Source organism: Enterobacter cloacae complex sp. P38RS, assembly GCF_014930775.1.
GTDB lineage: Bacteria > Pseudomonadota > Gammaproteobacteria > Enterobacterales > Enterobacteriaceae > Enterobacter > Enterobacter bugandensis.
In genome coordinates this window covers 212,861-228,336 of record NZ_JADBRS010000002.1, presented here as the reverse complement: position 1 = coordinate 228,336, position 15,476 = coordinate 212,861, and the positions used below count along the sequence as shown (strand labels likewise).

Below are 15,476 nucleotides of genomic sequence, written 5' to 3'. Positions count from 1 at the left end.
CACACTCAGACCATTCCTGACAGTCTTCCATATTTCCTCCATTTTTCCGCTGTGTTAGCTGACTAAACTAGTATCATTCCCCGAAGTATTCAGGATGAGAACGTATAACGATGAAAGGCAGTAACAAATCCCTCTGGGCAATCGCCGCTGGCATCATTGTGGTGGTCCTTGCCGCCGCCTGGTACTGGCACAGTCAATCTGCGAACTCCGCCGCTCCCGCTGGCGCCAGCAGCCAGGCCCAGCGCCCGGCTGGCGGCGGCCGTCACGGCATGCGCGGCGGCGCGCTGGCACCGGTTCAGGCGGCGACGGCGGTGAGCAAAGCCGTTCCGCGTTATCTGACGGGGCTCGGAACCATTACCGCCGCCAACACCGCCACGGTGCGCAGCCGCGTTGACGGTCAGCTCATCGCGATCCACTTCCAGGAAGGTCAGCAGGTCAAAGCGGGCGATCTGCTGGCGGAAATCGACCCGAGCCAGTTTAAAGTCGCCCTCGCTCAGGCGCAGGGGCAGCTCGCGAAAGACAAAGCCACCCTCGCCAACGCCCGTCGCGATCTGGCGCGCTACCAGCAGCTGGTGAAAACCAACCTTGTTTCTCGTCAGGAGCTGGACACCCAGCAGTCGCTGGTCAGCGAAACGCAGGGCACCATCAAAGCCGACGAGGCCGCCGTCGCCAGCGCGCAGCTGCAGCTGGACTGGAGCCGCATCACCGCGCCGATTGACGGACGCGTGGGCCTGAAGCAGGTCGATATCGGTAACCAGATCTCCAGCGGCGACACCACGGGCATCGTGGTGATCACCCAGACCCACCCGATTGATTTAGTCTTTACCCTGCCGGAAAGCGATATCGCAACCGTCATGCAGGCGCAAAAAGCCGGTAAAGGCCTGGTGGTGGAAGCCTGGGACCGCACCAACAAGCAGAAGCTGAGCGAGGGTTCCCTGCTTAGTCTGGACAACCAGATCGATACCACCACCGGCACCATCAAGCTGAAGGCGCGCTTTAACAACCAGGACGATGCCCTCTTCCCGAACCAGTTCGTCAACGCGCGAATGCTGGTCGCTACCGAAGAGAACGCGGTAGTGATCCCCACCGCAGCGCTGCAGATGGGTAACGAAGGAAGCTTTGTCTGGGTGCTGAACAGCGACAATAAAGTGAGCAAGCATCTGGTGAAAACCGGGATTCAGGACAGCCAGACGGTGGTCATCAGCGCCGGGCTCTCCGCCGGCGACCGCGTGGTCACCGACGGCATCGACCGTCTCACCGAAGGCGCGAAAGTTGAGGTGGTTGAACCTGCAAAACAGGGAGCGACCTCCTGATGCAGGTTATGCCCCCGAGCTCTACAGGTGGGCCGTCACGCCTGTTTATCCTCCGCCCTGTCGCCACCACGCTGTTGATGGTGGCGATCCTGCTGGCCGGGATTATTGGCTACCGCTTCCTGCCCGTGTCGGCGCTGCCGGAGGTGGATTATCCAACGATTCAGGTTGTCACTCTCTATCCTGGCGCCAGCCCGGACGTGGTGACGTCCGCCATTACCGCCCCGCTGGAGCGCCAGTTTGGCCAGATGTCCGGATTAAAACAGATGTCCTCCCAGAGTTCCGGCGGGGCATCCGTCGTGACGCTGCAGTTCCAGCTAACGCTGTCGCTGGACGTCGCCGAGCAGGAAGTGCAAGCCGCCATCAACGCCGCCACCAACCTGCTGCCGTCGGACCTGCCTAACCCGCCGGTCTACAGCAAGGTGAACCCGGCGGATCCGCCGATCATGACGCTTGCCGTCACCTCCTCCGCCATGCCGATGACCCAGGTCGAAGACATGGTCGAAACCCGCGTGGCGCAGAAGATTTCTCAGGTCTCCGGCGTCGGCCTCGTCACGCTGGCGGGCGGCCAGCGCCCGGCCGTGCGCGTGAAGCTTAACGCACAGGCGATTGCCGCGCTGGGGCTGACCAGCGAAACCATCCGCACCGCCATCAGCAGTGCCAACGTCAACTCGGCGAAAGGCTCGCTGGACGGCCCGACCCGTGCGGTCACCCTCTCGGCAAACGACCAGATGCAGTCCGCCGACGAATACCGTCAGCTGATTGTGGCCTACCAGAACGGCGCGCCGATCCGCCTGGGCGATGTCGCCACCGTGGAACAAGGCGCGGAAAACAGCTGGCTCGGCGCGTGGGCGAACAAGCAGCAGGCGATCGTGATGAACGTGCAGCGCCAGCCGGGCGCCAACATCATCGAAACCGCCGACAGCATCCGCACCATGCTGCCGCAGCTGATTGAAAGCCTGCCGAAATCGGTCAGCGTAAAAGTCCTTTCCGACCGCACCACCAACATTCGTGCGTCGGTCACCGACACCCAGTTCGAGCTGATGCTGGCGATTGCGCTGGTGGTAATGATCATTTACCTGTTCCTGCGCAACGTTCCGGCAACCATTATCCCCGCCGTCGCCGTGCCGCTCTCGCTGGTCGGGACCTTTGCGGTGATGGTGTTCCTCGACTTTTCGATTAACAACCTGACGCTGATGGCGCTGACCATCGCCACCGGGTTCGTGGTGGATGACGCCATCGTCGTTATCGAGAACATCTCGCGCTATATCGAGAAAGGTGAAAAGCCGCTGGCCGCCGCGCTGAAGGGCGCAGGGGAAATCGGCTTTACCATTATCTCGTTGACCTTCTCCCTGATTGCGGTGCTGATCCCGCTACTGTTTATGGGCGACATCGTCGGGCGGCTGTTCCGCGAGTTTGCCGTGACGCTGGCGGTCGCCATTCTGATCTCTGCCGTGGTGTCGCTGACCCTGACGCCGATGATGTGCGCCCGCATGCTGAGCCACGAGTCTCTGCGCAAGCAAAACCGCTTCTCCCGCGCCTCCGAGCGGATGTTCGAGCAAATTATTGCCGCCTACGGTCGCGTGCTGGCGAAAGTGCTGAACCATCCGTGGGCAACGCTTGGCGTGGCGCTGGGCACGCTGGCGCTCAGCGTAATGCTGTGGATTTTTATTCCGAAAGGTTTCTTCCCCATCCAGGATAACGGCATTATTCAGGGCACGCTTCAGGCTCCGCAGTCGGTCTCCTTCGCGAACATGGCGCAGCGCCAGCAGCAGGTGTCTGAAATCATCATGAAAGACCCGGCGGTTGAGAGCCTGACGTCCTACGTGGGGGTGGATGGCACCAATCCGTCGCTCAACAGCGCGCGTCTGCAGATCAACCTCAAGCCGCTGGATGAGCGCGACGACCGCGTGAACGCCGTCATCGAGCGCCTGCAAAGCGCCGTGGCCCGCGTGCCGGGCGTTGAGCTTTACCTGCAGCCGATTCAGGATCTAACCATTGATACCCAGGTCAGCCGCACGCAGTATCAGTTCACGCTCCAGGCTACGTCGCTTGACGCCCTCAGCATCTGGGTGCCGCAGCTGGTTGAAAAACTTAACACCCTGCCGCAGCTCGCCGACGTCAGCAGCGACTGGCAGGACAAGGGGCTGGCGGCCTACGTCAACGTTAACCGCGACACCGCCAGCCGTCTGGGCATCACCATGTCGGACGTGGACAACGCCCTGTATAACGCCTTCGGTCAGCGCCTGATCTCCACCATCTATACCCAGGCGAACCAGTACCGCGTGGTGCTGGAACACAACACCGAGAACACCCCCGGCCTGGCCGCGCTGGACTCGGTGCGCCTGACCAGCAAAGACGGCGGCATTGTGCCGCTGAGCGCCATCGCCACGGTGGAGGAGCGCTATACCCCGCTGTCGATTAACCACCTGGATCAGTTCCCGTCCACCACCATTTCCTTCAACGTGCCGGACGGTTACTCGCTGGGCGAGGCGGTGGAAGCCATCCAGGCTGCTGAAAAAGCGCTCAGCTTCCCGTCCGACATTCAGACCCAGTTCCAGGGCAGCACGCTGGCGTTCCAGGCCGCGCTGGGCAACACCGTCTGGCTGATCGTCGCGGCGGTCGTGGCGATGTACATCGTGCTTGGCGTGCTGTACGAAAGCTTTATCCACCCGATCACCATCCTCTCTACTCTGCCAACGGCGGGCGTGGGGGCGCTGCTGGCATTGATGCTGGCGGGCAGTGAGCTGGACGTTATTGCCATCATCGGCATCATCCTGCTTATCGGGATCGTGAAGAAAAACGCCATCATGATGATCGACTTTGCGCTGGCCGCCGAGCGCGAGCAGGGCATGTCGCCGCGCGATGCTATCTTCCAGGCCTGCCTGCTGCGTTTCCGCCCGATCCTGATGACCACGCTGGCCGCCCTGTTGGGCGCGCTGCCGCTGATGCTCAGCACCGGCGTCGGCGCTGAGCTGCGCCGCCCGCTGGGTATCGGTATGGTCGGGGGCCTGCTGGTGAGTCAGGTGCTGACGCTCTTCACCACGCCGGTGATCTATCTGCTGTTTGACCGCCTGGCGCTGTGGACCAAAAGCCGTTTCCCGAAACGTGAAGAGGAGGCGTAAGTGAAGTTTTTCGCCCTCTTCATTTACCGTCCGGTGGCGACGATTTTACTCTCCGTCGCCATTACCCTGTGCGGCGTGCTGGGCTTCCGGCTGCTGCCAGTAGCCCCCCTGCCGCAGGTGGATTTCCCGGTGATCATGGTCAGCGCCTCGCTGCCGGGTGCGTCACCGGAGACCATGGCCTCGTCCGTTGCCACGCCGCTGGAGCGTTCTCTTGGGCGGATTGCGGGGGTCAACGAGATGACCTCCAGCAGCTCGCTGGGCAGCACGCGCATCATTCTGGAATTCAGCTTCGACCGGGATATTAACGGTGCCGCCCGTGACGTGCAGGCGGCCATCAACGCCGCGCAAAGCCTTCTGCCGAGCGGGATGCCGAGCCGTCCTACCTACCGCAAGGCCAATCCGTCCGACGCGCCAATCATGATCCTGACGCTGACCTCGGACACCTATTCTCAGGGGCAGCTCTACGACTTTGCGTCGACCCAGCTGGCGCAGACGATCTCACAAATCAACGGCGTGGGTGACGTGAGCGTTGGCGGCAGTTCTCTGCCCGCCGTGCGCGTGGGCCTGAACCCGCAGGCGCTGTTCAACCAGGGCGTGTCGCTGGACGACGTGCGCTCCGCCATCAGCAGCGCCAACGTGCGTAAACCGCAGGGGGCGATTGAGGACGGCAGCCACCGCTGGCAGATCCAGACCAACGACGAGCTAAAAACCGCTGCGGAATACCAGCCGCTGATTATTCACTACAACAACGGCGCGGCGGTACGCCTGAGCGACGTCGCCAGCGTCACTGACTCGGTGCAGGACGTGCGCAACGCCGGGATGACTAACGCTAAACCGGCCATCCTGCTGATGATCCGCAAGCTGCCGGAGGCGAACATTATTGAGACGGTGAACAGCATTCGCGCCCGCCTCCCGGAGCTACAGGAGACCATCCCGGCAGCAATCGATCTGCAGATTGCCCAGGATCGCTCCCCGACCATCCGCGCCTCGCTTGAAGAGGTGGAGCAAACGCTGATTATCTCCGTCGCGCTGGTGATCCTGGTGGTGTTCCTGTTCCTGCGCTCCGGCCGCGCGACGCTGATCCCGGCGGTGGCCGTGCCGGTGTCGCTGATTGGGACCTTTGCCGCCATGTACCTGTGCGGCTTTAGCCTTAACAACCTGTCGCTGATGGCCCTGACGATTGCGACGGGCTTCGTGGTGGATGACGCCATCGTGGTGCTGGAGAACATTTCCCGCCACCTTGAAGCGGGCGTGAAGCCGCTGCAGGCCGCGCTGCAGGGCACGCGCGAGGTGGGCTTTACGGTACTTTCCATGAGCCTGTCGCTGGTGGCGGTATTCCTGCCACTGCTGCTGATGGGCGGGCTGCCGGGCAGGCTGCTGCGCGAGTTTGCCGTCACGCTCTCGGTCGCCATCGGGATTTCGCTGGTGATTTCCCTGACGCTGACGCCGATGATGTGCGGCTGGATGCTCAAGCGCAGCAAGCCTCACTCGCAGCCGCGCCGCAAGGGCTTTGGTCGTTTTCTGATGGCGATGCAGGAAGGCTACGGCAAATCGCTGAAGTGGGTGCTGAACCACACGCGGCTGGTCGGCCTGGTGCTGATCGCCACCATTGGGCTCAACGTCTGGATGTACATCACCATCCCTAAAACCTTCTTCCCGGAGCAGGACACCGGCGTGCTGATGGGCGGCATCCAGGCGGACCAGAGCATTTCCTTCCAGGCAATGCGCGGCAAGCTGCAGGACTTTATGAAGATCATTCGTGAGGATCCGGCTGTAGACAACGTCACTGGCTTTACCGGCGGCTCGCGCGTTAACAGCGGGATGATGTTCATTACCCTTAAGCCGCGCGGCGAGCGCAACGAAACCGCCCAGCAGGTGATTGACCGCCTGCGTGTGAAGCTCGCCAAAGAGCCGGGGGCTAACCTGTTTTTGATGGCCGTTCAGGATATCCGCGTCGGCGGGCGACAGGCAAACGCCAGCTATCAGTACACGTTGCTCTCGGATGATTTGGCCGCCCTGCGCGAGTGGGAGCCGAAGATCCGTAAGGCGCTGGCCGCCCTGCCGGCGCTGGCGGACGTGAACTCCGATCAGCAGGACAACGGCGCGGAGATGGCTCTCACCTACGACCGCGAAACCATGTCGCGGCTGGGCATCAACGTTGAAGCCGCCAACAGCCTGCTAAATAACGCCTTCGGCCAGCGCGAGATCTCCACCATCTATCAGCCGATGAACCAGTACAAGGTGGTGATGGAGGTGGATCCGCGCTACACCCAGGACATCAGTGCGCTGGACAAAATGTTTGTGATTAACAGCGACGGCAAGGCGATACCGCTCTCGTACTTTGCCAGCTGGCGACCAGCCAACGCGCCGCTGTCGGTGAACCATCAGGGGCTGTCGGCGGCGTCGACCATCTCCTTTAACCTGCCCGCCGGTTCGTCCCTTTCCGAGGCCAGCGACGCGATCAACCGCGCGATGACGCAGCTCGGCGTACCGTCCACCGTGCGCGGCAGCTTTGCCGGGACCGCGCAGGTGTTCCAGGAGACGATGAACTCGCAGGTGATTTTGATTCTGGCCGCCATCGCCACGGTCTATATTGTGCTGGGCGTGCTGTACGAGAGCTACGTTCACCCGCTGACCATCCTCTCAACGCTGCCGTCGGCGGGCGTGGGGGCGCTGCTGGCGCTGGAGCTGTTCGGCGCGCCGTTTAGCCTTATCGCGCTCATCGGGATTATGCTGCTGATCGGCATTGTTAAGAAAAACGCCATCATGATGGTGGACTTCGCGCTGGACGCCCAGCGCAACGGCAACCTCTCGCCGGAGGAGGCGATTTTCCAGGCCTGCCTGCTGCGTTTTCGTCCGATCATGATGACCACCCTGGCGGCGCTGTTTGGCGCACTGCCGCTGGTCATCTCGGGCGGCGACGGCTCAGAGCTGCGCCAGCCTCTGGGGATCACCATCGTCGGCGGCCTGGTCATGAGCCAGCTGCTGACGCTGTACACCACGCCGGTGGTCTATCTGTTCTTCGACCGCCTGCGGCTGCGCTTTTCGCGTAAAAACAGAGAAACGGTAAACGGGTAAATGACTGAGCTTCCCAGCAACGTTCGCTGGCAATTGTGGATAGTCGCCTTCGGCTTCTTTATGCAGTCGCTGGATACGACCATCGTTAACACCGCCCTCCCCTCGATGGCGAAAAGCCTGGGGGAGAGCCCGCTGCATATGCACATGGTGATTGTCGCCTACGTGCTGACGGTGGCCGTGATGCTGCCTGCCAGCGGCTGGCTGGCGGACAAAGTGGGCGTGCGGAATATCTTCTTTACCGCCATCGTGCTGTTTACCGCTGGCTCGCTGTTTTGCGCCCAGGCCAGCACCCTAGACCAACTGGTGACGGCGCGCGTGCTGCAGGGCGTCGGCGGGGCGATGATGGTGCCCGTCGGGCGGTTAACGGTGATGAAGATTGTGCCACGCGAGCAGTACATGGCGGCCATGACCTTCGTCACCCTGCCCGGTCAGGTGGGGCCGCTGCTGGGGCCGGCGCTCGGCGGGATGCTGGTGGAGTACGCCTCCTGGCACTGGATTTTCTTGATCAATCTTCCTGTTGGCATCATTGGCGCTATCGCCACCCTGACGCTGATGCCGAACTACAAAATGCAGACCCGACGCTTTGATTTCTTCGGCTTTATTCTGCTGGCGGCGGGCATGGCCACGCTCACCCTGGCGCTCGACGGGCAAAAGGGGCTGGGGATCTCCGCCCTGACGCTCGGGGTGCTGGTGGTTATCGGCATCACCGCCATTCTGTGGTATCTGTGGCATGCTCGCGGGAATGACCAGGCGCTGTTCAGCCTGAATCTGTTTAAAAACCCTACCTACCGCCTTGGCCTGTTCGGCAGCGTCGCCGGACGTATCGGCAGCGGCATGCTGCCGTTTATGACGCCCGTGTTTCTGCAAATTGGCATGGGGTTTTCGCCGTTTCACGCGGGCCTGATGATGATCCCGATGGTGCTCGGCAGCATGGGAATGAAGCGCATCGTGGTGCAGGTCGTGAACCGCTTTGGCTACCGTCACGTGCTGGTCACCGCCACGCTGGGGCTTGCGCTGGTGAGTCTGGTATTTATGGCCGTGGCGCTGATGGGCTGGTACTACGTCCTGCCGCTGGTGCTGTTCTGCCAGGGGATCGTCAACTCCATGCGCTTCTCGTCGATGAATACCCTGACGCTGAAAGACCTGCCGGACGATCTGGCGAGCAGCGGCAACAGCCTGCTGTCGATGATCATGCAGCTCTCCATGAGCGTGGGCGTGACTATCGCGGGGTTACTGCTCGGCATGTACGGCCAGCACCACCTCAGCGTCGACACGCCGGTGGCGCATCAGGTCTTTTTATATACCTATCTCAGCATGGCGGTGATTATCGCCCTGCCCGCTTTCATCTTCGCCAGAGTGCCGGATGATACCAGCAAGAACGTCGTGATTAGGCGCGGCAAAAGGAGTGGCTCATGAAATTCTGGCGTCCGGGTATTACCGGCAAGCTCTTCGTGGCGATCTTTGCCACCTGTATCGTCCTGCTGATCACTATGCACTGGGCGGTGCGGATCAGCTTTGAGCGCGGTTTTATTGATTACATCAAGCATGGCAATGAACAGCGCCTGCAGGGCTTAAGCGATGCGCTGAGTGAACAGTACGCCCAGCACGGCAACTGGCGTTTTCTGCGCAACAATGACCGCTTTATTTTCCAGATCCTGCGCTCGCTGGAGCACGATGCCGGCGACGATCGGCCTGGCCCGGGCATGCCGCCACACGGCTGGCGCACCCAGTTCTGGGTAATCGATCAGGATATGCGCACGCTGGTTGGGCCGCGCGCCCCGATACCGCCGGACGGCACCCGCCGGGCGATTAAGGTGAATAACGCGACCGTCGGCTGGGTTATCGCCTCACCGGTGGAGCGCCTGACGCGCAACACCGACATCAACTTTGACCGCCAGCAGCGCCGGACCAGCTGGCTGATCGTCGCTCTCTCCACCCTGCTCGCCGCGCTCGCCACCTTCCCGCTGGCGCGCGGTCTGCTCGCGCCGGTGAAACGGCTGGTGGAAGGCACGCACAAGCTGGCCGCCGGGGATTTCACCACCCGCGTCGACACCCGCAGCCAGGACGAACTGGGCAAGCTGGCGCAGGACTTTAACCAGCTCGCCAGCACGCTGGAGAAAAACCAGCAGATGCGCCGCGACTTTATGGCCGATATTTCTCACGAGCTGCGTACCCCGCTGGCGGTGCTGCGCGGCGAGCTGGAGGCGATTCAGGACGGCGTACGCCAGTTTACGCCCGAATCGGTGGCCTCTCTGCAGGCGGAGGTGGGTACGCTCACCAAGCTGGTGGACGATCTCCACCAGCTTTCCATGTCCGACGAAGGCGCACTGGCCTACCAGAAGGCGCCCGTCGATGTGATTAACGTGCTGGAGGTGGCGAGCGGCGCCTTCCGGGAACGCTTTGCCAGCCGCAACCTGAAAATCGACCTCTCCCTGCCGGACAGCGCGGTGGTGTTTGGCGACAAAGACCGGCTGATGCAGCTGTTCAACAACCTGCTGGAGAACAGCCTGCGCTACACCGACAGCGGCGGCGGGCTGCATATCTCCGGCAAACAGGAAAACGGCCGCTTCGCCCTCACCTTCGCGGATTCCGCCCCCGGCGTGCAGGACGCGCAGCTGGAAAAATTGTTCGAGCGCTTTTACCGCACCGAAGGCTCCCGCAACCGCGCCAGCGGCGGTTCCGGCCTGGGGCTGGCGATTTGCGTTAACATCGTCGAGGCGCATAATGGCACCATTCGCGCCGCCCATTCGCCTTTTGGCGGGGTTAGCATTACAGTAGAGTTACCTCTGGAACGGGATTTATCGAGAGAAGTATGACCGAGTTACCGATTGACGAAAACACGCCGCGCATTTTGATCGTCGAAGACGAACCCAAGCTGGGACAGCTGCTGATCGACTATTTACGCGCGGCCAGCTATGCCCCGTCACTGATCAGCCACGGCGACCAGGTGCTGCCGTACGTGCGCCAGACCCCGCCGGATCTTATCCTGCTGGATTTAATGCTGCCTGGCGTTGATGGCCTGACCCTGTGCCGGGAAATTCGTCGCTTCTCCGACGTGCCGATCGTCATGGTTACCGCCAAAATCGAAGAGATTGACCGTCTGCTGGGGCTCGAAATCGGCGCGGACGACTACATCTGCAAGCCCTACAGCCCGCGTGAGGTGGTGGCCCGCGTGAAAACCATTCTGCGCCGCTGCAGGCCGAAGCGCGAGCTTCAGATGCTGGACGCCGAAAGCCCGCTGATTGTGGATGAGAGCCGCTTCCAGGCGAGCTGGCGCAGCAAGCTGCTGGACCTCACCCCTGCGGAGTTCCGCCTGCTGAAAACCCTCTCCCACGAGCCGGGAAAAGTCTTCTCACGCGAACAGCTGCTGAACCACCTGTACGACGATTACCGCGTGGTGACCGATCGCACCATCGACAGCCACATCAAAAACCTGCGCCGCAAGCTGGAGGCGCTGGACGCCGAGCAGTCATTTATTCGCGCGGTGTACGGCGTGGGGTATCGCTGGGAAGCGGATGCGTGCAGGATTGCCTAGTTAGCCGCTGGTTAATCCAGGCCGGGTAAAGCGAAGCCGCCACCCGGCACAATAACTTTACCTCCCTGCCCCGCAGCGCTACAATGCCCGCCCTTAAAGTGGGGGATCTCCCCTTACCGCTGCACCTGGTGCATGCGGATCTGACCTGTCATCAGAACGAGAACAAACATGTTTAAACCGGAACTCCTTTCCCCGGCGGGAACGCTGCAAAATATGCGTTACGCTTTCGCCTATGGCGCCGACGCCGTGTATGCGGGCCAGCCGCGCTACTCGCTGCGCGTGCGTAATAACGAATTCAACCACGAGAACCTGCAGCTCGGCATCAACGAGGCGCATGCTCTGGGTAAAAAATTCTACGTGGTGGTCAACATCGCGCCGCACAACGCCAAGCTGAAAACGTTCATCCGCGACCTGAAGCCGGTGGTGGATATGGGGCCGGACGCGCTGATCATGTCGGACCCGGGTTTAATCATGCTGGTTCGGGAGAACTTCCCGGAAATGGATATTCACCTCTCCGTACAGGCTAACGCCGTCAACTGGGCGACGGTGAAATTCTGGAAGCAGATGGGGCTGACCCGCGTCATCCTGTCTCGCGAGCTTTCGCTGGAAGAGATCGAAGAGATCCGCACCCAGGTGCCGGATATGGAAATCGAAATCTTCGTTCACGGCGCGCTGTGCATGGCCTACTCCGGCCGCTGCCTGCTCTCCGGCTATATCAACAAGCGCGACCCGAACCAGGGTACCTGCACCAACGCCTGCCGCTGGGAATATAACGTCCAGGAAGGCAAAGAGGACGACATCGGCAACATCGTCCACAAGCACGAGCCTATTCCGGTGACCAACGTTGAGCCTACGCTGGGCATCGGCGCGCCAACCGACAGCGTGTTTATGATTGAAGAAGCCAAACGTCCGGGCGAGTACATGACCGCCTTTGAAGACGAGCACGGCACCTACATCATGAACTCGAAAGATCTGCGCGCCATCGCCCACGTTGAGCGCCTGACCCAGATGGGCGTGCACTCCCTGAAGATTGAAGGCCGCACCAAATCCTATTACTACTGCGCGCGTACCGCACAAGTGTACCGTAAAGCCATCGACGATGCGGCGGCCGGTAAACCGTTCGATACCAGCCTGCTGGAAACGCTGGAAGGCCTGGCGCACCGCGGCTATACCGAAGGCTTCCTGCGCCGCCATACCCACGACGACTACCAGAACTACGAGCACGGCTACTCCGTTTCCGAGCGCCAGCAGTTTGTCGGCGACTTCACCGGCGAGCGCAAAGGCGCGCTGGCGGCCGTGGCGGTGAAAAACAAGTTCACCAAAGGCGACAGCCTGGAGCTGATGACCCCGCAGGGCAACATGAACTTCACGCTGGAGCATCTGGAAAACGGCAAAGGCGAAGCGATTGAGGTTGCGCCGGGCGACGGGCATACCGTCTGGCTGCCGGTTCCGGAAGAGGTGGAGCTGAAGTTCGCGCTGCTGATGCGTAACTTCAACGGTGAAAGCACACGTAATCCACACGGCAAATAGTCATTCAGGGAAATTTTTTCGCGCTGGGATAATTCTTAGAATCGGATCACATACCGCTTCGTTCAATACGGGTATTATCCCACGCGCTGAAAAACATAACCCATAAATGCTAGCTGTACCAGGAACCACCTCCTTAGCCTGCGTAATCTCCCTTACGCGGGCTTATTTTTTGCCTTCTCTCTCCTCAATCCAGGCAATGAGTTCGTCGATTTGCTTCTCTGAGAACACGGCGATCCCATTCTCAGCGAGCAACGACGCAGCAACCCCCATCCCCGCTTTCTGTATACCGCGAAACGATCCGTCATAAATAAACTCACTGCCGCACGTTGGGCTGCCATCGGTTAACAATGCAGCGCTACACCCCGACTCCTGAGCAGCGCGTAGCGCAAGCCAGGCTGCAAGCTGATACTGCTCAGTAACGTCCTGCCCGGTATTTTCAATAATTCTGGCTTGGCCGCGCATTACGTCTTTGCCATCAGCGGACATAATCTCTGCCGGAGGACGCGGTACAGGCAGCCCGGCAGCCAATTCAGGGCAGTGGATAACCAGACGTTGTTCCTGTTGCCAGCGAGCGAGTTGCGCTTTCATTCTCGCTTTTTCACTTCCGTTATAACGGACCCTGAAGCCCATCAGGCACGCGCTTACCAAAATTTTATTCATCATCACTTTCCTGTGATTACGTTAATATCATCGCTGGAGTGTAACGCGCTTTCGGGCATATTTTGTTCCTTTCATCCTGTTCTTACCCGCTTTTTTCCTCTCTGCTATACACTCTTACTAACGCTAAAAAAGGGAGCAGCGAGGATGGCAACCTATCCAGACAGTTTATTGATTCTCAATGGCAAAAGTGCAGGCAACGATCCGTTGCGTCAGGCGATTATGGGTTTGCGTGACGACGGCGCACGTATCCACGTGCGCGTGACATGGGAAAAAGGCGACGCGGCACGCTATATCAACGAAGGCTTAGCGTTAGGTATCAGCACCATCATTTCCGGCGGCGGCGACGGCACCATCAATGAGATCGCCTCTGCGCTTATCGACCTGCCACCGGCAGATCGCCCGGTGATGGGCATATTACCGCTCGGCACCGCCAATGATTTTGCCACCAGCGCCGGGATCCCGGAAGATTTAGAGAAGGCGCTTCAGCTGGCGATCCTCGGCAAAGCCACCGCCGTGGATATCGCCCAGGTGAATGACAAAACCTGCTTTATCAATATGGCGACGGGTGGATTCGGCACGCGCATTACCAGCGAAACGCCGGAAAAACTGAAGGCGGCGCTGGGCGGTGTGTCATACCTGATCCACGGTTTGATGCGCATGGACACCCTCAAGCCGGACCGATGCGAAATTCGCGGTGAGGATTTTCAGTGGCAGGGTGACGCGCTGGTGATTGGGATTGGCAACGGACGTCAGGCAGGCGGCGGACAGCAGCTCTGCCCGGAGGCGCTGATTAACGATGGTCAGCTACAGCTGCGCATTTTCACCGGCGACGGTCTGCTGCCCGCACTGTTTACCACGCTGACGCAGCCGGAAGAGAGCCCGAATATCATTGACGGTAAATCGGCGTGGTTCGAGGTGAATGCGCCGCACGGGATGACGTTTAACCTCGACGGAGAGCCGCTTAGCGGGACGCAGTTCCGCATTGAGGTATTACCCGGCGCGCTGCAGTGCAGGCTGCCGCCGGACTGTGTGCTTTTGCGCTGATGTTTCACACGGTGCGCGATGATGCCCTCACCCCAACCCTCTCCCACAGGGAGAGGGAGATGGAGACGTCAGGCAATTGTGACTTTACTGTCCAGATAGACGTCCTGAACCGCATTGATCAGCTTCACACCGTCGGCCATTGATTTCTTGAACGCCTTACGGCCAAGGATCAGCCCCATGCCGCCCGCGCGCTTGTTGATAACCGCCGTACGCACCGCGTCTGACAGGTCGGTATCACCGCCCGCCGCGCCGCCGGAATTAATCAGCCCTGCACGACCCATATAGCAGTTCGCCAGCTGGTAGCGCACCAGGTCGATCGGGTTATCGCTGGTCAGCTTGCTGTAAACGCGATCGTCGGTGTAGCCAAAGTTCACCGCTTTATAGCCACCGTTATTCTCCGCCATTTTCTGCTTCACGATGTCCGCGCCGATGGTGGCCGCCAGATGGTTCGCCTGGCCGGTCAGGTCGGCGGAGACGTGATAATCCACCCCGTCTTTTTTGAACGCCGAGTTACGCAGGTAGGCCCAGAGCACGGTAACCATGCCCAGCTCGTGCGCGCGCTCAAACGCTGCGGAGATCTCTTCAATCTGACGACGGGACTGTTCAGAGCCGAAGTAAATCGTCGCCCCGACCGCCACCGCCCCCATGTTGAACGCCTGCTCGACGCTGGCGTAGAGGGTCTGATCATACTCGGTGGGGTAGCTGAGAGTTTCGTTGTGATTCAGCTTCACGAGGAACGGAATGCGGTGGGCATAGCGACGCGAAACCGAAGCCAGCACGCCGTAGGTGGAGGCTACACAGTTACAGCCCGCTTCAATCGCCAGCTCAACAATGTTCTTCGGATCGAAGTAGAGCGGGTTCGCCGCGAAAGAGGCGCCCGCCGAGTGCTCAACGCCCTGGTCCACCGGCAGAATAGAGAGATACCCCGTACCACCGAGTCGCCCGGTGTTATAGAGCGTCTGCATATTTCGCAGAACCGCTGGCGGACGGTTGTTATCCACCATCACGCGGTCAACGTAGTCGTGGCCAGGCAGGTAAAGCTGGTCGGCTGGAATGGTCATACAACGATGCTGTAAAAGGCTGTCGGCGTCTTTGCCAAGCAACTGCGCAATATCAGTCATGTGATACTCCCGTAAATCCGACGTCGTGTCGGTGTGTGTTTATCCAGTCCCATCTTTTATGGGCAGACTAAGC

Annotated in this window: 10 protein-coding genes; 8 read left to right on the top strand and 2 right to left on the bottom strand. The window is 60.5% G+C overall.

Features of this window, described 5'->3' with window-relative positions; translation table 11 throughout:
• Positions 1–110 precede the first annotated feature (110 nt).
• The 7 genes from IM303_RS04565 (at position 111) to yegQ (ending at position 12,578) form a co-directional block, all read left to right on the top strand.
• Positions 111–1,313 (top strand): MdtA/MuxA family multidrug efflux RND transporter periplasmic adaptor subunit, encoded by a 1,203-nt coding sequence (locus IM303_RS04565; RefSeq protein ID WP_193359629.1) that lies wholly within the window; start codon positions 111–113, stop codon positions 1,311–1,313.
• Positions 1,313–4,435, top strand: coding sequence for an MdtB/MuxB family multidrug efflux RND transporter permease subunit (locus tag IM303_RS04560; protein WP_193359628.1), 3,123 nt, complete (start codon positions 1,313–1,315; stop codon positions 4,433–4,435). Before IM303_RS04565 ends, IM303_RS04560 begins: the two co-directional genes overlap by 1 nt.
• On the top strand, positions 4,436–7,513 hold the full coding sequence (gene mdtC, locus IM303_RS04555) for a multidrug efflux RND transporter permease subunit MdtC (RefSeq protein ID WP_193359627.1): 3,078 nt from the start codon (positions 4,436–4,438) through the stop codon (positions 7,511–7,513).
• Complete coding sequence (locus tag IM303_RS04550; RefSeq protein ID WP_193359626.1) at positions 7,514–8,929, top strand: MFS transporter; 1,416 nt, start codon at positions 7,514–7,516, stop codon at positions 8,927–8,929.
• Complete coding sequence (gene baeS, locus IM303_RS04545) at positions 8,926–10,329, top strand: two-component system sensor histidine kinase BaeS (protein ID WP_049000325.1); 1,404 nt, start codon at positions 8,926–8,928, stop codon at positions 10,327–10,329. The genes IM303_RS04550 and baeS overlap by 4 nt, the downstream gene beginning before the upstream one ends.
• Positions 10,326–11,048, top strand: a complete 723-nt coding sequence (gene baeR, locus IM303_RS04540; protein ID WP_047367938.1) for a two-component system response regulator BaeR — start codon at positions 10,326–10,328, stop codon at positions 11,046–11,048. Before baeS ends, baeR begins: the two co-directional genes overlap by 4 nt.
• Positions 11,049–11,216: 168 nt before the next feature.
• A complete protein-coding gene (gene yegQ / locus IM303_RS04535) occupies positions 11,217–12,578 on the top strand; it encodes a tRNA 5-hydroxyuridine modification protein YegQ (RefSeq protein ID WP_008500866.1) in 1,362 nt (453 codons plus the stop codon).
• Between the two features lie 162 nt (positions 12,579–12,740).
• Here the strand turns inward: yegQ and IM303_RS04530 are convergent, their stop codons facing one another.
• A complete protein-coding gene (locus tag IM303_RS04530) occupies positions 12,741–13,241 on the bottom strand; it encodes a DUF523 domain-containing protein (protein WP_193359625.1) in 501 nt (166 codons plus the stop codon).
• Between the two features lie 141 nt (positions 13,242–13,382).
• Here IM303_RS04530 and yegS point away from each other — a divergent pair, with 141 nt between their 5' ends.
• A complete protein-coding gene (gene yegS, locus IM303_RS04525; protein WP_049000327.1) occupies positions 13,383–14,282 on the top strand; it encodes a lipid kinase YegS in 900 nt (299 codons plus the stop codon).
• Between the two features lie 68 nt (positions 14,283–14,350).
• Here the strand turns inward: yegS and fbaB are convergent, their stop codons facing one another.
• Positions 14,351–15,403: a class I fructose-bisphosphate aldolase gene (gene fbaB, locus IM303_RS04520; RefSeq protein WP_008500869.1), complete on the bottom strand. Its 1,053-nt coding sequence runs from the start codon at positions 15,401–15,403 to the stop codon at positions 14,351–14,353.
• Positions 15,404–15,476 lie beyond the last annotated feature (73 nt).